Origin of the sequence: Aestuariimicrobium sp. p3-SID1156 (assembly GCF_025144225.1) — a bacterium.
Taxonomy (GTDB): domain Bacteria; phylum Actinomycetota; class Actinomycetes; order Propionibacteriales; family Propionibacteriaceae; genus Aestuariimicrobium.
Window position 1 is genome coordinate 1 of the sequence record NZ_JALXXB010000001.1, and the last position, 20,810, is coordinate 20,810.

A 20,810-nucleotide genomic window follows, 5' to 3' on the forward strand; every position below is an offset into this window, starting at 1 on the left:
TCGTGCACCCCCGGGCTGCATAGGCTGGAGGCCATGAGGACTCCCCCGCCGACCGTGGTCGCCGCCCCGATGGCGGGAGGCCCGAGCACCCCTGCCCTGGTCGCTGCCGTGACCCGAGCGGGAGGGTTCGGCTTCCTGGCTGGGGGCCTCAAGACCCCTGACGCCCTCGCCGCGCAGATCGCGGAGCTCAAGGCAGAACTCGGCCCCGACCAAGGGTTCGGCGTGAACCTGTTCGTCCCCAATCCCGAGCCCCCGGTCAACCTGGAGCCCTATCGCGACGAGCTTGCCGAGACTGCCGCTCGCTTCGGGGTTGAGGTCGGCCAGTCGAACTGGGACGTCGACGACCACTACCCCGCCAAGGTCGAACTCCTCGCCTCCGAGGGCATCGAGGTGGTCTCCTTCACCTTCGGCATGCCCGCCCGCGAGGTCATCGAACGCCTGACCACCGCCGGCTCCACGGTCTGGGCGACGGTCACCAATCCGGCCGAGGCCATTGCCTCCTGGAGCCAAGGAGTCGATGGGCTTGTCGTCCAGGGCCCGGATGCCGGCGGCCACCGTGGCACCCAGCGCCCCGGCGTGAACCCCGACCAGACCCCGCTCCCGCAACTGGTCGCCAGCATCGCCGAACTGGTCCCCCTCCCCCTGTTCGCCGCCGGAGGCATTCGCGGACGCGAGGACATCACCGAACTGCTGCGAGCCGGCGCCCAGGGCGTCCAGATCGGCACGCTGCTGCTGCGCACCCCCGAGTCGGGCGCCCAGCAGGTGCACAAGGACGCCCTCGCCTGGGAGCGCGAGACGCTGGTGACCCGGTGCTTCAGCGGACGCTGGGCGCGGGCGATCCGCAATCAGTTCACCGATGCCCACCACGCGCAAGCGCCTGGAGCCTATCCACAGGTCGCCCAACTCACCGCGTCCATTCGGGCCGCGGCCCAGCACGCCCAGGACCCGGAACACCAGCAGCTGTGGGCAGGAACCGGGCATCTGCAGGCCCGTGCCGTCCCGGCCGGCGAGGTGATCGCAGATCTCTTGCCCTGACGGCGTGGCGCAGCACCGGATTTGGTTGGATGGAGGGGTGGCCATCGAGACTCCAGTCCGGCCCAAATTGGGCATCCTCACCAGCGGGGGCGACGCGCAGGGCATGAACGCCGCCGTGCGGGCCGTGGTCCGCTCCGCTCTGACCGCCGGCGCCGATGTCTTCGCGATCTATGAGGGCTACCAGGGCATGATCGAGGGCGGCGACGGCATCCGCCAGTTCGGCTGGGACGACGTCGGCAGCATCCTCCACCGGGGCGGGACCGTGATCGGCACCTTCCGCTCGATGGACTTCCGCGAACGCTGGGGACGCCGCCAGGCCGCGAAGAACCTGGTCGAGCGCGGCATCGACCGTCTCGTGGTGATCGGGGGCGACGGTTCCCTCTCCGGACTGGACGCCTTCCGGCAGGAGTGGAGTGAGCTGCTCCAGGAACTGGTCGAGGCCGGCCAGATCGACGCCGAACTGGCCTCCCGCTACCCAGCCCTCATGATCGCCGGGCTGGTCGGCTCGATCGACAACGACCTGGTCGGCACCGACATGACCATCGGCGCCGACTCCGCCCTGCACCGCATCATCGAGGCCACCGACGCGCTGAGCAGCACCGCAGCCAGCCACCAGCGCCGCTTCGTCGTCGAGGTGATGGGACGCCATTGCGGCTACCTGGCCCTGATGGCCTCCATCGCGGGCGGCTGTGACTACGTGTTCATCCCCGAGAACCCGCCGCCGCCGAACTGGCGCGAGTCCATGTGCGAGGGTCTGGTCCGCGCCCGCGAGGCCGGGCGTCGCGACTCCATCATCGTGGTCGCCGAGGGTGCCCAGGACCTGGAGGGCAACCGCATCACCTCCCAGGAGATCGCCGACACCATCAAGGATCGGCTCAACGAGGACGCCCGCGTCACCATCCTGGGCCACGTCCAGCGCGGCGGCGCGCCCAGCGCCTATGACCGCTGGGCCAGCACCTGGCTGGGCTACGAGGCGGTCCAGGAGGTGCTGGGGGCAGGCCCCGAGACCGAGCCGAAGGTGATGGGTGTCCGCGGCAACCGGACCGCCGCCATCAGCCTGCGCGAGTCCGTGGCCCAGACCCGTGAGGTCCCCAAACTCATCGCCGCGCAGGACTATGCCGGCGCCATGGAACTGCGAGGCAGCAGCTTCGTGAACTCAGTGCGCATCCACAAGGAACTCTCCACGACGTTGCGCACTGAACCCATGCCAGGGTCCAAGAGGATCGCGATCCTGCACGCCGGCGGCTTGGCCCCGGGCATGAACACGGCCACCCGGGCGGCCGTCCGACTGGGCATCCAACGCGGGTTCACGATGCTCGGGGTCGAGAACGGCTTCGACGGGCTTCGCGAGGGGCTGGTGCGTGAGCTGACCTGGCGGGAAGTGGACGGCCTGGTCGGCGAGGGTGGGGCGGTGCTCGGCACCCGCCGCACGGTTCCCGAAGTGGAGGACCTCTACGCGATCAACCGTTCCCTGGAGGAGCACCAGGTGGACGCCCTGATGGTGATCGGCGGCTTCAACGCCTACGAGGGGGCTTGGCGAATCCACAATGAACGCGGACGCTACCCAGCGTTCACGCTGCCCATCCTGTGCATCCCCGCCTCGATCGACAACAACCTTCCCGGCTCGGAACTGGCCATCGGCCCCGACACGGCCCTGAACGTCATCACCGACGCCCTCGACAAGGTCAAGATGTCCGGCTCGGCAGCCCAGCGCTGCTTCGTAGTCGAGACGATGGGACGATACTGCGGCTACCTCGCGCTGATGAGCGGCCTGGCCGGCGGGGCCGAACGGGTCTACCTGAACGAGGAGGGCATCACCCTCGACCAGCTCAATGAGGACGTGCACTGGCTGAACGAGGAGTTCTCCACCGGGCGCAAGCTCTTCCTGGCGATCCGCAATGAGAACGCCAATGTGCACTTCACCACCGACTTCATCGCCCGGCTGTTGGAGGAGGCCGGCGGTCACAAGTACGACGTGCGCCAGTCCATCCTCGGCCACATCCAGCAGGGCGGCTCCCCCTCCCCCTTCGACCGCCTCCATGCCACCCGCCTGGTCTCCAGGGGCCTCGACATCCTGGCCGAGGAACTGGCGAGTGACGAGCCGGAGTCCTGGTACATCGGGCTGGTGGCGTCCCGGATCGAGAAGGCACCGCTGCAACACATGCACGACTTCATCGACGAGAAGCACCGGCGCCCGCGAAAGCAGTGGTGGCTGGAGCTGCGAAAGGTGCAGCGGGCAGTCGCGGGATGACCCCCTCTCGCGTGGATTTGCTTTGCACACACGGGTGTTGCGAACGAACCGTGCCACCTGGCCTGCTTCGCGACTCGTCGTGAACGACGATGTTGCCAGCCCGCATCAAGCGGACTGGCAACATCATTGGCCGATCAGTTTCCTGAGTTCGGCAGGCCGGGACGGGGCTTGCCGTTACCCGGGGACTCGCCCGGAAGCGACGGGGTAGGCGTTGGTGTGGGCCCTCCTGTACCCGGCGATTCACTCGGAACCGACGGGGTAGGCGTTGGTGTGGGCCCTCCTGTACCCGGCGATTCACTCGGAACCGACGGGGTAGGCGCCGGTGTGGACCCTCCGGTACCCGGCGATTCACTCGGAACCGACGGGGTAGGCGCCGGTGTGGACCCTCCGGTACCCGGGGATTCACTCGGAAGCGACGGGGTAGGCGTCGGTGTGGGCTCCCCTCCACCAGCGGGGACGGGTGGGATCCAGCGGTAGAGGAAAGTGCCGGAGGCCATGGCGATGCTGCCGTCGTTCAAGACGTCGAACGTGCGATAGGGGAACTTGCCGAAGGACTCGTATTCTCCGGTGGCGGGATCGACGCGGTAGAGGTTGCCGCCCACCTTCACATAGAGAAGGCCGGTGGTTCCATCCAGCTTGATTTCGGCGACGGGCGCGGGCCACGTCGGGCGGCCCATAGCGGGATCCTCGGTGAGACGGAGCTGCTCGAGGACGGACCCATCCTTGGTGGAGAGTTTGTAGAGGCTGCCTCCACCCACAACCCACAGGTTGCCGTCGGCCGTCAGAGTCGTGCCCAAGAAGGCCGGATGGCCGTCGCCGGGCGAGACTTCCCACAGCACCTTGTCCGCGTCGAGGTCGTAGGCCAGCACGGTGCCCTCGCTCTGCGGCGGTGTGGGGCTGCCTGTGCCTCCGTAGATCCAGGTTGCTGCGTAGACAACGGAGCCGACGCCATCGAGAGAAGTCACTGCACGGTTTTCCGAGATGGGCTCGATCACCCGCGGCTCGGTGCCTTCTCCGCCTGATACCACCAGGGCGCCACCGAAGTTCGTGAGCTTGGGACCGGTAGCGCCGATGATCCTGTTGCCAACCCGAGCCAAGTCAAAGATGCGGTCCTGTTCGGTGCCGGCGTACTCCTTGAAGTCCCATAGCCGCGCCGGGTTCAGATCCGGCTGGCTCGTGGCCAGTGGGTGCAGAGGCTTTTTTGGATCGTAGGAGTAGCCGCGGGCATCAGGGTAGGTCCCAATGTAGAGGCGATCGCCGTCGTCGAGGAGCACCTCGGACTGAGCGAAGCGCCGAAAGGCGGTCTGGCCGTTGTCCTTGTTGACGTGGGCGAAGCCGGCAAGATAGCCGCCAGCCCAAATGTGACCGTCGCTGGACCCTTCGACGGAGAGGACGTTCTGCGTGCCACCGGGGACACCGATGAGGCTTGCTGTGGATTTCCCTGTCTGCGGATTGTAACGAAACACCTCACCGCGCCAGAACAGGCCGACGAGGGTCTGGCCGGGCCATGCCGGGTCATCCAGGTCCGCCCAGCCGACCCCGCGGTAGTTGTAGACACGGCCCTCATAGCGAAGCCCCGTGCCACTGATTTCTCCGGTATGGGGGTTCCAAGCGGTCAGCTCGTTTTTGCGTACGACGTAGATCTCGCCGTCTTTGCCCGGCTTCGGCAGTTCAAGGCCGGCCACCATGTCGATGCTGTGCTCGCCCCAAGCTCCGGCTTCGACGTCGTACATGAACAGGGGGGCATACTTGATGTCGGTGCCGATGCGCACGAACAGGTCATCGCCAGAGAAGTTGATGTCGAAGACCGACATCAGAGGATTGGCGTCGTCAATGGACTCGGGCAACTCCAGCTGCGTTTTCTCCCCGGTCTCGGCATCGATCTTCCAGAGCAGGGCGGGCGCCATCGTTCCGTAGTAGATCTTGCCGTCGCGGGCGGCCAGCGTCCGGCCCTGTTCGCTGGCATCGGTGATCTGTCCGTAGTGGCGGAACTTGTCGGTCGCCGGATCGAAGGAATACAGCTCAGCGCCCGGGAAGGTGCTGCCGTAGATTTTGCCGTCGTCGCCAACGGTGATGTCCCAGGCAAAGGTCTGCCCCTTGCCCACCGAGCCCAGATCTTCCAACTTGTCGCTGCCGGCTCGCAGGCGGTAGAGGTGCCCGTTGGTGTTGGTCGAGGTGTACACGTCTCCGTCGTCCGTCACCACGACGGAGTACGAGCTGGAAGCACCGGGGATGTCGATGGCATTGGTCACCTCATTGGAGCGCAGGTCGACGATCACCAGCTGGGCCGGATCGCCGCTGACAGCGGTGTACAACTTGGGTAGGCCGTCTGCTCCGGTGTGGACAGCACCACCAACCGCGTTGACATCCATCAACGGCTCGCCGAGGCTGGTGGCCTCTTTCGGGATGTCGGGGGTCTCCTCGGCCTTCGCGGCGATGCCGCCGAGCCCCAATAGAGCACCGATGAGCATTCCGGCGGTCAGCCCTCTGGACCATCGTAGAGATCTGGTGGCGGTCATAGTGTCCTCACTCTCCTGCCGGCACGTCCTTGTGAGCCGGAGTTGTCGGTTGCTGGCAACTTAACACGATTCTGGGAGCGCTGAAAGGGTTTTCTCTAGGGTTGATACCCCCAGACGGCGCAACGGCGCCTGCCAGTACGATCGCTTACTACCCAGGACCTCGAGTGGCCCGACATCGACAAGAACGGCGCGACCGACCTGCTCATCCGTGACACCACGGGCTCGCCACCGCTGGCCGACACGCACCGGCGGTGCCTGCATGAGCCCACGCCCCTGCCGTTCGGCGGCCCGCGAGGCGCAGAGCGCCCGTACTCGACGGGACGCCGCACACCGGTGGGGCGACGGCATGGGATGGCAGGGGTCAGCGCCGAGCGCGCACAAGATCCTTCATCGGGGAGGCAACCTTCCGTGCCCGGCCGGCGTCTTGATGATCAGGACGGCAATTCACGCTCAACCAGGAAGGCACTTCGATGAACACCACCCACCGACGAGTGGCGCGCCGCATCGCCACCCTGTCCATCGCAGCCGGCATGGCCGCCGCTGGCGCCCTCACCTCGACTCCCGCCCAGGCACTGCCCCCGCAGCCCGGATCGGTTCCCCACATCAACTTCGGCGACACTCGCGATGTCGGCCTGGTCCGACTGCACGTTGACTACCCCACCCAGGTGGGCGACGCCTCGATCTACGAGACCAAGGTGAAGATCTGCAATCTCGGCACCGAGAAGCGCTGGGTCGGCCCGGACACCTTCAGCTACACCGTCGCCAACTACGACACCCGGTTCTACAACCCGCACGGCGGCTACATCTACAAGGGCCTGGCCAACCGGTGGCTGGCCCCTGGGACCTGCGCCACCGGCTCCCTGGTGAATACGGGCAAGGAGCCAGCCCAGCTCGCCTTCTACGACAACTGGACCAACAAGCGCGTCGACATCCTGCCAGCCACCGAATGGGAGGCCATCTTCAAGGTGGGCTACGCGAAGTCGGACGGCGCCTCCGGCTACCACGGTGACGTCACCGGCGACAAGCGCGCTGACATCATCGGCCTGAAGAGCAACTCCCTGATCACCTATCAGACCAACACCGGTCCGATGCTGGTCACCCAAGGCGTCCTGAAGCACAACCTGCCCTACCCCACCACGATGAACTTCGTCGCGAAGCTGCCCGACATCGACAAGAACGGCGCGACCGACCTGCTCATCCGTGACACCCATGGCACCATGTTCCTGCAGAAGATGATGGGCAGGGGCCGCGCAGGCGACTCGCGCATCGTCGGCCAGGGCTTCCAGGGCAACAGCCTGATGCTGGTCGTTGATGACGTCACCGGCGACGGATGGCCCGAACTGTTCGGACGCAACTCCAGGAACCAGCTGGTGCGCTACACCCTGTCCCCCACCGGCATCCGCAACACCACGGTGGTGGGCTGGAACTGGCAGGGCGTCAACCGCATCCTCTCGGTCGGCGACTTCTCCGGTGACGGCATCCCCGACCTGCTCGCCACCACGACCGACGGCCGCCTGATGCGCTACACCCTCAATCGCAGCGGCGCCATCACCAGCACCCGCCAAGTGGGCCACGGCTGGAACCAGATGAAGCTGGCCTTCAGCCCTGGCGACATGAACCAGGACGGACGCCGCGACATGGTCGGCATCGGCAATGACGCCAAGCTCTACTTCTACGCCAACCTTGGTGCCAGCCGCTGGGGCACGAAGAAGCAGATCGGCCACGGCTGGACTGGCTTCGAGACCATCGCCTGATCACCGGCCAGGTACTGCCACCCGTTCCACCCCGCAGGGCCCGAGGCGTTCACCCGCGCCTCGGGCCCCTTGGGTTGGCGCCGCACTTTTCACTTGACTGGAATCAAGTCAATTTACTAGTGTCGAGGCATGGCGAAATCCACCTTCCGACCTGCGGGTGCCCTCATCGGGTCCACCATCGCGATTCCGTTCGGCCTCGTCTTCGTACTGGTGAACGGCTCCCGACTGCCCGGCTGGGGGCGAGCCGCCTCGATGACCCTGGCCGTCGTCGGAATCCTCGCCGCCGTCGGTCTGGTGGTCGCCCGTCGTGGTCCGCTCCTCCACGCAACCGACGCCGAAGTGCACCCCCATGCCTTCGATCGCCGCTACTGGCTGATCGTCCTCGGGGAGGCCATCCTGCTGTTCGGCGGCCTCCAGGTGCTGCGCCACCTGGGCCACGCCGACGGTGGCGTTGCCTGGGTTGCCACCATCGTGGGCCTTCACTTCCTGCCCCTGGCGCGCCTCTGGAAGGAACCGGTCCACCTCTGGATCGGCCTGGCGCTCATGGTGCTCGGTCTGACCGGGCTGGTGCTGCTGGCCTCAGGCAGCGAGCCGTGGGTCATTTCGGCCATCGCGGGCGTGGGTTCCGGGGTCGTGCTCTTCCTGTCGGTGATCCACGGGCTCGCCACCGCTGGCCGACACGCACCGGCGGTGCCTGCATGAGCCCACGCCCCTACCGTTCGGCGGCCCGCGAGGCGCAGAGCGCCCGTACTCGCGAGCGGATCCTCGCCGAAGCTCTGCCCCTCTTTCTGGCCGGAGGATTTCGCGGGACCAGCCTGACTGCTATCGCACGGGCGGCGGGCACCACATCCCAGACCATCCACACCCACTTCGGCTCGAAGAGCGGCATCCTGCTGGCCCTGCTGCAGCAGCTCGAAACCACCGCGGACGCCGAGGGCTGGCGCCAACGAGTGGCTTCTGCGCCCAGCGGCCGGGAGCGTCTGGTCGCCTGGGCAGGCTGGTCGGTGGCCATGCTGGCGCCTGCACGCCGGCTGGCAAGCCTGATGCAGGAGGCGTCCGCGGACCCCGCGATGCGCGAGCTCAAGGAAATGGGCGACCAGCACCGGCGCGCAGGCGTGCGGGCACTCGCCGAGCAGATGGCCGTCCGGGGAGAACTGCGACCCGGCATTGATGCGGACCGGGCCGCCGACGAACTGTTCATCCTCACCGGACTGGAGGTCTACCTGACTGCGGCGTCCTGCGGGTGGGATGACGAGCACATCGCGCAGTGGCTCGCCGACCTGCTGGGGCGCCAGCTGCTGCCGTGACTACCACGATGTGCTGCCGCTGCGGCAGCACATCGCGGTAGGGCCCAGCTGACCATGACAAGCAGCCGGCCGCCCCACCTGGGAGCGGCCGGTCGTTGCAGCGTGCGGCGTGGATCAGCCCTTCGAGGGGGCGGTCATGTCACCGGGGACGACCCACTGGTCGAACTCCTCGGAGGTCAGCTCGCCGGACTCGAGCGCCGACTCCTTGAGGGAGATGCCCTTCTTGTGGGCGTTCTTGGCGATCGCGGCGGCCTTGTCGTAACCGATGTGGCGGTTCAGCGCGGTGACCAGCATCAGGTTGCTCTCCAGGTTCGCGTTGATGCGCTCCATGTTCGGCTCGATCCCCACCGCGCAGTTCACGGTGAAGGAATGGCAGGCATCGGAGATGATGCGGATCGACTCCAGCACGGCGTGGGCCATGACGGGCTTGAACACGTTGAGCTGGAAGTTGCCCTGGCTGGCGGCGAAACCGACGGTGGCGTCGTTACCGAAGACGCGGGTGGCGACCATGGTCATGGCTTCGGACTGGGTGGGGTTCACCTTGCCGGGCATGATCGAGGAGCCGGGCTCGTTCTCGGGGATGACCAGCTCACCGATGCCATTGCGGGGGCCGGAGGCGTACCAGCGCACGTCGTTGGCGATCTTCATCAGCGCCATGGCCAGGTTGCGCAGCGCAGAGCTGACCTCCGCCAGCGCGTCGTGGGCCGACAGCGCAGCGAACAGGTCGGGCGCCTGCACGAACGTGAGCTCCGTGCCCAGAACCTTGGACGCCTCGGCGGAGATCTTCTCTGCGGTCAGCTTTCCGAAGTCGGGGTGCGCGTTGAGGCCGGTGCCCACGGCGGTGCCGCCGATGGCGAGCTCGCGGGCGCCCTCGTCGGCCTGGTGGACGGCGTTGAGGGTGAAGTCGAGCTGTGCGACCCAGCCGGCGATGACCTGGCCGAGCTTGACCGGGGTGGCGTCCTGGAGGTGGGTGCGGCCCACCATCACGACGTCCTTGTACTCCTCGGCCTTGGCGGCCAGACAGTCACGCAGCTCGGCGACCTTGGGGTAGAGGCGCTCGGTGAGGTCCATCACCACAGCGATGTGCATGGCGGTGGGGAAGGTGTCATTGGAGGACTGGCCACGGTTGACGTGGTCGTTGGGGTGGACCGGGGCCTTCGAGCCCATCTCGCCACCGGCGAGCTCGATGGCGCGGTTGCTGATCACCTCGTTGGAGTTCATGTTCGACTGGGTGCCGGACCCGGTCTGGAAGACGACGAGCGGGAAGTGGTCGTCCAGCTTGCCGGCGATCACCTCGTCGGCGGCCTGAACGATCAGGTCGGCGACATCCGTCGGCAGCTCGCCCAGCTCACCATTGGCCTGGGCGGCACTCTTCTTCAGGATGCCGAGGGCACGAATCATCGAGGGGCCCCACACGAAGGTGTCGCGGCCGATGTCGAAGTTGTGCAGGGAGCGCTCGGTCTGGGCGCCCCAGTAGCGGTCGGAGGCCACCTCAATGGGGCCCATGGAGTCCTTCTCGACACGAGTAGTCATGCCCCCGAGCCTATTGGGTCGGGGGTGGGCCGATCAGCGGGGGTCCGAGGTTGGGAACAGCACCCTCACCGTCGCCCCTTCCCGCGCAGGCTGGGGACGCCGCGTCCGGGCGCGTCCTCAGATCTGGGTGCCGAACAGGACGCCGACACCCCAGGTGATCCCCAGCGCCGCCGCACCCCCCACCACCAGGCGCAACACGGCACGCGCGACCGGGGCGTCCCCGATGCGCGCCGAGATGGTGCCGGTGATCCCCAGCGCCAGCAGCACAGCCGCGAAGGTGACCGGAACCCGCAGGCCGGCGGGTGGCAGCAGGATGGCCAGCAGTGGGATCGCCGCACCCAGCGCGAAGGCTGCGAAGGAGGCGATGGCAGCATTCCACGGGCTGACGACGTCGTTGATGTCGACGCCGTGCAGCAGTCGCAGGGAGGTGGCCAGGGGATCCTTGCGAGTGGTTTGGCCGGCGGCCCTGAGGGCTGTCGCGGGTTCCAGACCCTGCTCCTCGAAGAGGCCGGCCAGGTCACGCTCGACCTCAGCAGGGTTGTCTGTCAGCCGGCGGCGCTCACGGGCGATCATCGCGTGCTCGGAATCAGACTGGCTGGACACCGAAACGTATTCCCCCAGCGCCATCGAGATGGCACCACCGACGATCGCCGCGATACCGGCAGTGGCGATGGCGCTGTGGGACGAGGTGGCACCGGCCACGCCCACCACGACGGCCGCGACCGACACGATCCCGTCGTTGGCGCCGAGCACCCCGGCGCGGAGCCAGTTCAGCTTCTGGCTCATGCTCTGCTGTTCAGCCCCGGCCCCAGCCACCTCGGACCCGGCCCGGGTCTGGCCAATGGGAATCTCCGCTGTCTCCATGACAGCAAGGTCTACCCCGTGTCAGAGCTGGTCTCCAGCAAGGATAGGCGGCCCTAAGAGCTAACCCTCGTCACGCTTTCACCACCCCTGCGCGTGAAAAACACCAGCCCGAAAGGGGGTGTTTGCCATGATTGACGGTGTTCCCAGCCTGAGGCCGCAATTGCCAGCTGTAGCATCTCAGGAATGCCTCGCCCTCGCCTCCACGATGAACGGCTCAAGGAGCGGCTCCTTGAAGCCGCCTCCCGGATGATCTCTTCCTCCGGCGGCGACTTTGCCCTGCGCCCTCTCGCCAAGTCCGTGGGAACCTCCACCACCGCCGTCTACTCGCTGTTCGGTTCGCGCCAGGCCCTCGTGGACGCGGTCGCCCTGCGCTCAGCGCACTCCTTGCGCGACGCCCTGCTCGCTGCCACCGACGACAACCTCCTGTTGCGGCTAATGAACCAGGGGCTCGGCTACCGTCGCTCCGCCGTGGAGAACCCCGGCATGTTCCGCATCGTCTTCACCGGCGAACACCACTCCGACGACTTGCTCGCCGCCCAGGAGGAGATCGCCATCCCCTTCCGCCGGACCGTGAGCGAGGCCATGGAACAAGGGCTGCTCCACGGCGACCGCAAGCGCATCCTGCGCCACCTCCATTCCGGAGTGCACGGCTTCCTTCGGCTCGAGGGCAGCGGACGCATGGGCAGCGACCCCGAGTTCCGCCTGCTGCTCATCGACCTGATCTCGGCACATGTGACCGAGAAGGGACGCAAGGAGCTGGCAGCACTGGACGCCGCCGGGGAGACACTGGCGTCCTGACCCGGCGCTGGGCCGAACAATCGCCCCGGCGCCCAATCCCTGCGCTAGCGTGAACACGTGGACGAACAGGTCGCGGCGAACGTCCGGCAGCAGATCAGCCTCTACGGGCGCCCCTTGGGCGAGGTGGTCCGTGACGTGACCACTGCCCTGGGCATCAACCAGGGCCGGCTGGCCGACGTGCTGGGGATGAGCGCCCCGATGCTGTCCCAGCTGGCGTCCGGGCGTCGGGTGAAGATCGGCAACCCGCAGGCAGTGGCCCGCCTGCAGTCCCTGCTGGACCTCTGCGGCGTGGCCGCCACCCTGAAACCAGACGAGGTCGAGCGCCAGATCGAGCAGATCGCCTCCACCTCGGCGACCATCACCACCAGCACCACCAGCGATCCGCTCATCCACCAGCTGCGCGCCATCGCCGGCTCCCCCGATGCGCTTCTGGCTGCCGCCCGAGCTTCCGAGATCCACTCCCCCGCGCTGGCCACCCTGTTGAGGCGTGCGGCAAGCCATGGCTGATGTGGTCGCCGGACGCTTCCAGTTGCTCGACGCGCTCGCGTCCGGTGGCATGGGAGAGGTCTGGCGGGCCCGAGACCTGCGCACCCACGAGGTGGTGGCGGTCAAGGTCCTGACGCAGTCACATGCGTCGGGCCTGATGCGATTCATGCGCGAGCAGGGGATGCGGATCCATCATCCCCACGTGCTGACCCCGCTCGGCTGGGCAGCAGCCGACGGCCGGGTGCTCTTCTCGATGCCGTTGGTCGACGGCGGCTCGGTCGCCACCCTGGTCGGGGACTACGGCCCCCTACCCACCCGCTACGCCGCCGAACTCCTTCGCCAGTTGCTCGAGGGTGTGGCCGCCGTCCACGCCGCCGGCATCATCCATCGCGACGTGAAGCCCCAGAATCTTCTGCTGGACGCCACCGGGTTCGAACGTCCCCGGCTTCGGCTCAGCGATTTCGGTGTCGCGCTGCCCGAGGACGGTGTGCGGCTGACCACACGGTCCACGGTGGTGGGGACACCTTCCTACCTGGCTCCAGAGCTCCGCCTGGGGGCAGAACCCAGCCCCGCGCAGGACGTCTACGCGGTGGGAATGGTGGGCCGCGAGCTGCTCACCGGCGTCCGACATGTGCCGGGGGACCCGGAGCCGGATCGCCCTCCGCAGGCCGACCCCGAGCTGTGGCGCCTGCTCGATTTGCTGATCCAGGAGGACCCCGCCCGGCGTCCCGGCGTCGCAGAGGCGCGACAGGCGCTGGAGGACCCGCGTCATGGGTGGGTGGAACAGGACGACATCGAGGTCTTCCACCAGCTCCCCGACTCCCCGACCGACCTGGAGCCGACCAGGCGGGTGCTCCGTCGCAGGGCGCCAGCCCCGACCCCCCTTCCTCACACCCCTTTCTCCCAGATGCCAGGCAATCCCCACACCCCATTTCCCCTGGCACCACCGCCGGACTCCCCTGCTGATCCCGCAGCGACGCCCCTCACGACCGCACCGGCAGCCTCGGTTGTGGCGCTTCCGGCAGCCCGGCCCGGTGTGTCCCGACGCAGAACCGCGCTTGCTGTGACATTGGTCGCGGGCGGGCTCGCGGTGGTCGTGGCCCTGGTGGCAATGGCCGTACTCGGCTGAGGATTGCGGCGAGGGTGCGAGGGCCCGCTCCGATGACGGGACTCATCTCTTGAGGTCAAGACTTTCGAGCCCGAGGGGTGACCGTATAGTCTGGGCCCACCTGCCTCCGTCCACAACGCATGCCGTGACGGATGACGTGACAGGTCAACTCGCTTCAAGGAGGAACCGACCCATGACCGATGCCGCAGTTCTGAACGTCGGCGAAGCATCCCTCGAGATGCCCATCGTCCCGGCGACCGAGGGACAGGACGGCTTCGACGCGTCCAAGATCCTGGCCACCACGGGCAAGGTGTCCCTGGACGTCGGCTTTGTGAACACCGCGTCCTGCCAGTCGTCGATCACGTTCATCGATGGTGACCAGGGCATCCTGCGCTATCGCGGCTACCCGATCGAGCAACTGGCTGCCGAGGCCACCTTCCTCGAGGTTGCCTACCTGCTCATCTACGGCGAGCTGCCAACCCAGGACGAGCTGGACGCGTTCACCGAGCAGATCAACGACCGCATGATGATCGACGAGCGCCTGCGCGAGCTCTACCGCGCCTTCCCCCGGGGCGCCCACCCGATGATGGTGCTGGCTGCCGGCGTCCTCGGTCTCGGTGCTTACAACCGCGCCCGCATCGACCCGCACAGCCCCGAGGACGTCGAGGAGTGCACCTACCGCCTGTTGGGCTCCATGCCGACCCTGGCTGCCTACGCGTACAAGTCCTCGGTGGGCCAGCCCTTCCTCTACCCCCAGGCCAAGCTGAGCTACGTCGAGAACTACCTGCGCCTCTCCTTCGGCACCCCGATGGAGGAGTACAGCCTCGACCCGGCCGTCGTCCGCGCCTTCGAGACCCTGTTCATCCTGCACGCCGACCACGAGCAGAACTGTTCCACCTCGACCGTTCGCATGGTGGGCTCCTCGGATGCCAACATCTACGCGTCCATCTCATCCGGTGTGAACGCCCTGTCCGGCCCGCTGCACGGCGGCGCCAACCAGGCGGTGCTGGAGATGCTGGCCGAGATCAAGGCCGAGGGCATCGACACCAAGACCTTCGTCTCGCAGGTCAAGGACAAGAAGTCCAACCGTCGCCTGATGGGCTTTGGCCACCGCGTGTACAAGAACTACGACCCGCGCGCCAAGATCATCAAGGGCCACGCCGACGAGTTGCTGCGCTCCTCGGGCAAGTCCAACGCCCTGCTCGACATGGCCCTGGAGCTGGAGGAGACCGCGCTGAACGATGAGTACTTCATCGAGCGCAAGCTCTACCCGAACGTCGACTTCTACACCGGCCTGATCTACGAGGCGATGGGCTTCCCCGCCACCTACTTCACCGCGCTGTTCGCTCTCGGCCGCCTCCCCGGCTGGATCGCCCAGTGGCGCGAGGAGGGCCAGGACCCCAAGCGCAAGATCGGTCGCCCGCGTCAGGTCTACACCGGCGAGGCGCTGCGCAACTACAAGCCGATCGACGAGCGCTGACCGTGCCTTCGTCGAACTGAGCGCCCCGACCTGAAGGGCTCCGTCCACCTGGGCGGAGCCCTTCGCCGTTCCACATCCCCCGGCCATGACGCGTTTGCACGAGTCCCATGCGACCGCCCGCGATATGTCCAGGGCAGGAGCATGCCCGGCGGGCAAACGCGGGTAGGGGCGGCGGGCACGCGGGGAGGGGGCGGCGAGGACCCGGGTGGGGCCGGTGGACTCCCAGTCGTGTCCCACCCGGGAGCTAGGGTGGCACCAGACCGCCCACCACCCCCGGCACCACGGAGGACCCATGGCCACCTCACTCGGACGCCTGCCGCGCGCGCTCACCCCCCTCCTTCTCGGCCTCGCCATGATCCTCAGCCTGGGCCTGGCCGGGTGCAGCAAGCTCGGGCCCGAGTCGACTGGTGGGAAGAGCCAGGGGGGTCAGGGGCGTCCCCCGGCAGGAGAACCCGACGCCGCACCCAGCGCCACCGACTTGGCGAAGGCCCTTGTCAGCGGCAACTTGACCGCGGTGAAGTTTGTCGGCGACCAGGCCACGGCCTCCCAAGCGGCCATCGACGACTACACAGTGATCATGGCCGGCATGGACGGCATCCGTCCCGTGAAGGTCGATCTGAAGGGCGTCGCCTACAGGGGGAAGGGGCTGGCCACCGCGGGGCTGAAGCAGACCTGGCAGATCGGGGGCAAGACCTGGACCTTCGACACCGAGGCGTCCATGAACCTGGTCGACGAAACCTGGTACATCGTCTGGAAGCCCACCATCGTCCACCCCCAGCTGACCGACCACTCCCGCATGCGCCACACCCGAGAGCTTCCTGCGCGCGAGCCGATCCTTGACCGCGACGGCAAGGCGCTCATGGAGGAGCGCAACCTGGTCCAGGTCGGCATCGACAAGGCCAACCTCGGCAAGGACAAGTGGTCCTCCTCGGCCCGGCAGCTTGCCACCGAGCTCAAGATCGACCCGGCCGAGTACGACACGAAGGTCCAGTCCGCCGGCGAGAAGGCCTTCGTGATCGCCAAGACCATCTCGATGAACGAGATGACCAGCACGGCCATCAACACCCCCGGCGTGGTCTCGGTCGACATCACCCGCACCCGACCGATCTCCCCCGGGTTCGCCGAGTCCATCCTCGGCTCGGTGGGCGAGGCCACCCCGGAGCAGGCGAAGGCGTCCAAGAACCTCTTCCAGCCCGGTGACCAGGTCGGTCAGAGCGGCCTGTCCAAGCGCTACGACGCCTGGCTCCGTGGCACCCCGGGTGAGGTGATCACCCTGGTCAAGCGCAAGTCCGCTCCCAAGGATTCCGACCACGTCGACATCACCGTCTTCTCCACCGAGAAGAGCGCCGGGAAGTCGCTGCAGCTGACCCTGTCGACCGAGCAGCAGAAGAAGGCCGAGCAGGCCCTGGAGGGCGTCGACCAGGTCGCCTCCGTGGTCGCCATCAACGCAACAACCGGTGAGATCCTGGCTGCCGCGAACTCCACGGCGCGTCCGGCCAACCCCGACGCCACCTTTGGACGCTACGCGCCCGGCTCGACGTTCAAGGTCGTCACCGCCCTCGCGATGGTGCGCCAGGGCATGAGCGCCGGGACGCGGGTCTCCTGCCCGGCGACCCTGACCGTGAACGGGCGCACCTTCAAGAACTACAACGACTACCCCACCAGCAAGTTGGGCACCGTCACCCTCGCCGAGGCGCTCGCATACAGCTGCAACACCGCCTTCATCGGGCAGGCCGCCAAGCTCCCCAAGGACGCCCTGAAGTCGGCGGCCGCATCGCTTGGGATGGGCGTCGACTTCGACGCCGGGTTCCCGGTCTTCTACGGATCGGTCCCCACCACCGATGATCCCGTCGTGGCAGCGGCGAACACCATCGGACAGGGCCAGATCGAGGCCTCCCCGCTGGCGATGGCTGCGGTCGCCGCATCGGTCGCGGGCGGCACGACGGTGGTGCCGTGGCTGATCAAGGGCAAGACCCCCAAGGCCACCGCCGAGCCACTGACGGCGAACGAGGCCGAGCAGCTCCGCCTGATGATGCAGGCCACCGTCCAGGAGGGCGCTGCCCGCTTCCTGGGCTCGAAGGCCGATGGGGCCAAGACCGGCACCGCCGAGTTCGGCAATGAGACCCCGCCCAAGACGCACGCCTGGATGATCGCCTACAAGGGCGACCTGGCCGTCGCCGTCATGGTCGCCGAGGGCCAGTCCGGGTCGAGCACCGCCGGCCCGATCCTGTCGAAGTTCCTGGACAACTGAGGAGGAATCGTCATGGACTCCGCAGACATCACCAGTGACCGTGAGCACCGGGCCCTGGTCGCCGCCACCTCCCTGATCGGGGAGGCTGATCGGATCGCCTTCCTCACCGGGGCGGGCATCTCCACCTCTGCCGGCATCCCCGACTTCCGCGGCCCCCAGGGCGTGTGGACGCTGGACCCGGCTGCCGAAGCGGCGTCCACCCTCTCGCGCTATCTCGGCGAGTCCGAGGTCCGCCGGGCGGCCTGGCAGCTGCGCCAGGCCGAGGGCCTCTGGGGCGCCGAACCCACCCCGGCCCACCGGGCCATCGCTGCCGCCGAGAAGGCGGGGCGCGTCACGGGCATCATCACCCAGAACACCGATGGGCTGCACCAGGTGGCCGGCAATTCCGACGGGCTGGTGCACGAAGTCCACGGCAATGCCCGGATCACTCGCTGCGAGCGCTGCGGCGCCGAGCAGGAGACCTGGGATGTCATCACGCGGGTCCGGGCCGGTGACCTCGACCCGCACTGCCGCGAGACCATCGAGGACCACGACTGTGGCGGGATCCTGCGCGCAACGACGATCCTGTTCGAGGAGCCACTGCGTCCTGAGGTGATGGACGCCGCCGCGACTGCTGTCGAGGATGCCGACGTGCTGGTCACCGTCGGCACCCTGCTCAGCGTCTTCCCCGTGGCGGGCCTGGTGCCCTTCGCGATCGCCAATGGCAAGCCGGTGGTGATCCTCAACCGCGACGAGACCCAGTACGACGACTTTGTCCAGGCCGCTGTTCACCGGGACGTGCAGGAGGTCGTCCCCGCCCTGCTCGGCCTGGGCTGAGCCCGCGCCGATCGGGCGATCGGCCTGCCCGGGCAGGCGTTCGTTGAGGTGGAGCGGATACAGGATGCTGAAGAGGACTGACCCGCCGCTACCCTTGTCGCAGACAGCCACCTGAGGAGAGCCCCATGTCGACCTGGCAGCCCGAGAACAACCCGTCCGCCGGGGAGTACTACCCGCCCACCCAGCAGCTGCCTGGTCAGGACCCGTACTACCAGGCCTCGCCTGGCTCCTATGGATCTGCGGCCCAGCCCTACGGCAACACCCAGCCCTACGGCAACACCCAGCCCTACGGCAACACCCAGCCCTACCAGCAGCCGATGCAGGGTTACGCGCCCGATCCCTATGGTCAGGCCTACGGAGCGCCGATGGGGTATTCAGGCGTTCCCGCCCCCTACGGCGTCGACCCCATGACCGGCCTTCCCTACAGCGACAAGTCCAAGCTCGCCGCCGGACTGCTGAACATCTTCCTCGGCAGTCTGGGCGTGGGTCGGTTCTACACCGGCCACTGGGGCATCGCCCTGGGCCAGATCGCCGCCACGTGGCTCACCTTCGGCATCGGTTCGATCTGGCCGCTGATCGACGGCATCGTGACCCTGACCTCGAGCTCCCCCAAGGACGCCCAGGGTCGAGTACTGCGCCCCTGAGCTGCGGGGCCCCTGAGCTGCGGGGGGCCCCTGAGCTGCGGGGGCACGAGCCCCCGGGCCTGGGGCCGCGGTCCTGCTACTTGTGCTCTCCGCCATGCTTGCGCCGTTCGGCGAGCTTGGCGTACATGTCGTCAATCATGGTGGCGAACTTCTTCTCCACCTCACGCCGGCGCACCTTGAGGGTCGGTGTGAGCAGCCCGTTCTCGATGGAGAACTCCTCCAGTGAGGTCCGTAGGTCCTTGATCTGCTCCTGGCTGGGCAGCTTCTCGGTCACCTTCGCCACCCGGGCACGCAGTTCGTCGAGGATGCGCTGATCGTTGGCCAGATCCTCATCCTTCTCTGAGGTGACCCCGAGCTTCGCGGCGAGGTCCTTCAGCTGGGGCAGCGAGGGACGCACCAGGAGCGTCAGGAAGGGGCGTCCCTCACCGATGAGCACGGCATGCTCGAACAGCGGATCGGCCAGCAGCAGCCCCTCGATCTGCTGCGGGGCGACGTTCTTGCCGCCGAGGGTGACGATGATGTCCTTGATCCGGTCGGTGATGACCAGGAAACCGTCGACGTCGACGTAGCCGGCGTCCCCGGTCTGCAGCCAACCGTCCTTGAGCGCCTCAGCGGTGGCCTCGGGGTTGTTCCAGTAGCCCTTCATCACGTTCGGGCCGCGGTAGAGGATCTCCGAGTCCTGCCCGATCGCCAGTTCGCCGCCGTGCATGACACGACCCGCGGTGCCGATCTTGAAGTCCTGCTTGGAGTTGAAGCTCACCAACGGCGAGGCCTCCGTGAGACCGTAGCCGACCTGGATCGGCAGGCCGGCCGCGGAGAAGAACTCCTCCACCTCCTTGCGGATCGGGGCACCACCGCAGGCCATCACGGCCTTCGGCCCGCCGATCGCCTGGCGGATGTTCTTGAGCACCAGCTTGTCGGCGAGGGCGCGCTGGGTCTGCAGAAGCGTGGAGGGGGTGCGTCCCTTGCGGTACTGGCGCTGGTTCTGGCCACCGACCCGCAGCGCCCAGTCGAAGACCGTCTTCTTCACCGGGGACGCGGCAGCACGCTCACGGGCGACCTTGTACACCGTCTCGTAGAGCTTGGGGACGCTCACCAGCAGCGTGGGCTGGACCTCCATCAGGGCGTCGGCGACCTCGCGCGCATTGGGCAGGTAGGTGTTCAGGCAGCCATGGCTCAGCACGACGCTGGTCCAGGCTCGCTCCAGTGCGTGGCTCAGCGGGAGGAAGCACAGCGAGTGGTCGGTTGGCTGGATGTCGAACATCATCGAGACGGCATCGATCTGGGCGACCAGCGCCTCGTGGGTCAGCATGACGCCCTTGGGTTCGCCGGTGGTTCCCGAGGTGTAGATGATGGACGCCAGGTCCTCACCGGCGGCCTGTTCCCTGCGGCGGGCCACTTCAGCGTCCAGGTCGCCATCGACCTCGGCAACCAGCCACTGGTCCAGTTCTGGGGTGTCGTCGGTGACCGCACCCAGCGAGATGATGCGTTCGAGGTGCGGAAGTTGCTCATGCGCCTCGCGGACGCGTCCCAGTTCGGACTCACCGCCCACGAACATGAGCCGGGCGTCCGAATCAGCCACGATGTGACGAATCTGCTCAGGAGTGCTGGTGGCGTAGATCGGCACCGGGACACCGCCGATGCGGGCCAGGGCGTAGTCGATCTGGCTCCATTCGGGGCAGTTGTTGGCGAACAGGGCGACCCGGTCCCCGCGCTGGATCCCGTCACGAACGAGGGCACGCGCGATGGACTGGACCCGCGCGTCGAACTCGCGATAGGTCTGGACCTTGTACTCCGGGGTCCCATCGGCACTCGTGCCGGTCTTGATGCGGGTGGCGGGGCGGTTGCCGTGGACGTGCACAACGTGGCTCAGCAGGCGGTCGAGGTGCTTGACCTCGATGCTGTCACCGGGGACGCGCTTGCCGGCGCTCGTCTGCTTCTCTGCAGCCATCAGACACTCCTGG

At 67.5% G+C, this 20,810-nt stretch carries 16 protein-coding genes; 12 read left to right on the plus strand and 4 right to left on the minus strand.

Features of this window, described 5'->3' with window-relative positions; translation table 11 throughout:
* The first annotated feature begins 33 nt into the window (after nt 1–33).
* Both M3G03_RS00005 and M3G03_RS00010 read left to right on the plus strand, forming a co-directional pair.
* Nucleotides 34–1,035 carry a nitronate monooxygenase gene (locus M3G03_RS00005; protein WP_259807145.1) on the plus strand — a complete coding sequence of 334 codons (1,002 nt, stop codon included), beginning with the start codon at nt 34–36 and terminating at the stop codon, nt 1,033–1,035.
* Between the two features lie 37 nt (nt 1,036–1,072).
* A complete protein-coding gene (locus M3G03_RS00010) occupies nt 1,073–3,286 on the plus strand; it encodes a 6-phosphofructokinase (RefSeq protein WP_259807148.1) in 2,214 nt (737 codons plus the stop codon).
* Nucleotides 3,287–3,420: 134 nt separating this feature from the next.
* Here M3G03_RS00010 and M3G03_RS00015 read toward each other — a convergent pair whose 3' ends face one another.
* Nucleotides 3,421–5,805, minus strand: coding sequence for a PQQ-like beta-propeller repeat protein (locus M3G03_RS00015; protein ID WP_259807151.1), 2,385 nt, complete (start codon nt 5,803–5,805; stop codon nt 3,421–3,423).
* Between the two features lie 470 nt (nt 5,806–6,275).
* Here M3G03_RS00015 and M3G03_RS00020 point away from each other — a divergent pair, with 470 nt between their 5' ends.
* From M3G03_RS00020 to M3G03_RS00030, 3 genes are all read left to right on the plus strand, one after another.
* Nucleotides 6,276–7,559, plus strand: coding sequence for a VCBS repeat-containing protein (locus M3G03_RS00020; protein ID WP_259807153.1), 1,284 nt, complete (start codon nt 6,276–6,278; stop codon nt 7,557–7,559).
* Nucleotides 7,560–7,688: 129 nt separating this feature from the next.
* On the plus strand, nt 7,689–8,261 hold the full coding sequence (locus M3G03_RS00025; RefSeq protein WP_259807155.1) for a hypothetical protein: 573 nt from the start codon (nt 7,689–7,691) through the stop codon (nt 8,259–8,261).
* The gene (locus tag M3G03_RS00030) at nt 8,258–8,866 is read left to right on the plus strand and encodes a TetR/AcrR family transcriptional regulator (RefSeq protein ID WP_259807157.1); all 609 of its coding nucleotides are present in this window, start codon (nt 8,258–8,260) and stop codon (nt 8,864–8,866) included. The genes M3G03_RS00025 and M3G03_RS00030 overlap by 4 nt, the downstream gene beginning before the upstream one ends.
* Before the next feature lie 114 nt (nt 8,867–8,980).
* Here the strand turns inward: M3G03_RS00030 and fumC are convergent, their stop codons facing one another.
* Entirely contained in the window at nt 8,981–10,399 is a 1,419-nt protein-coding gene (gene fumC, locus M3G03_RS00035) for a class II fumarate hydratase (protein WP_259807159.1), read from the minus strand.
* A gap of 117 nt (nt 10,400–10,516) precedes the next feature.
* Nucleotides 10,517–11,185, minus strand: coding sequence for a VIT family protein (locus M3G03_RS00040; RefSeq protein WP_259807162.1), 669 nt, complete (start codon nt 11,183–11,185; stop codon nt 10,517–10,519).
* A 261-nt stretch (nt 11,186–11,446) separates the two neighbouring features.
* On the opposite strand from M3G03_RS00040, the gene M3G03_RS00045 reads away from it, so the two are divergent.
* From M3G03_RS00045 to M3G03_RS00075, 7 genes are all read left to right on the plus strand, one after another.
* Nucleotides 11,447–12,061, plus strand: coding sequence for a TetR/AcrR family transcriptional regulator (locus M3G03_RS00045; protein WP_259807164.1), 615 nt, complete (start codon nt 11,447–11,449; stop codon nt 12,059–12,061).
* Between the two features lie 57 nt (nt 12,062–12,118).
* Entirely contained in the window at nt 12,119–12,568 is a 450-nt protein-coding gene (locus tag M3G03_RS00050; protein WP_259807166.1) for a DNA-binding protein, read from the plus strand.
* Nucleotides 12,561–13,676 carry a serine/threonine-protein kinase gene (locus M3G03_RS00055; RefSeq protein WP_259807168.1) on the plus strand — a complete coding sequence of 372 codons (1,116 nt, stop codon included), beginning with the start codon at nt 12,561–12,563 and terminating at the stop codon, nt 13,674–13,676. Before M3G03_RS00050 ends, M3G03_RS00055 begins: the two co-directional genes overlap by 8 nt.
* A gap of 172 nt (nt 13,677–13,848) precedes the next feature.
* Nucleotides 13,849–15,135, plus strand: coding sequence for a citrate synthase (locus tag M3G03_RS00060; RefSeq protein ID WP_259807170.1), 1,287 nt, complete (start codon nt 13,849–13,851; stop codon nt 15,133–15,135).
* A gap of 292 nt (nt 15,136–15,427) precedes the next feature.
* Nucleotides 15,428–17,386 carry a penicillin-binding transpeptidase domain-containing protein gene (locus tag M3G03_RS00065; RefSeq protein WP_259807172.1) on the plus strand — a complete coding sequence of 653 codons (1,959 nt, stop codon included), beginning with the start codon at nt 15,428–15,430 and terminating at the stop codon, nt 17,384–17,386.
* A 12-nt stretch (nt 17,387–17,398) separates the two neighbouring features.
* Entirely contained in the window at nt 17,399–18,202 is an 804-nt protein-coding gene (locus M3G03_RS00070; RefSeq protein WP_259807174.1) for a Sir2 family NAD-dependent protein deacetylase, read from the plus strand.
* A gap of 125 nt (nt 18,203–18,327) precedes the next feature.
* Nucleotides 18,328–18,846: a TM2 domain-containing protein gene (locus tag M3G03_RS00075; RefSeq protein WP_259807176.1), complete on the plus strand. Its 519-nt coding sequence runs from the start codon at nt 18,328–18,330 to the stop codon at nt 18,844–18,846.
* 76 nt (nt 18,847–18,922) lie between these two features.
* Here the strand turns inward: M3G03_RS00075 and M3G03_RS00080 are convergent, their stop codons facing one another.
* Entirely contained in the window at nt 18,923–20,797 is a 1,875-nt protein-coding gene (locus tag M3G03_RS00080; RefSeq protein ID WP_259807177.1) for a long-chain fatty acid--CoA ligase, read from the minus strand.
* Between the last annotated feature and the right edge of the window lie 13 nt (nt 20,798–20,810).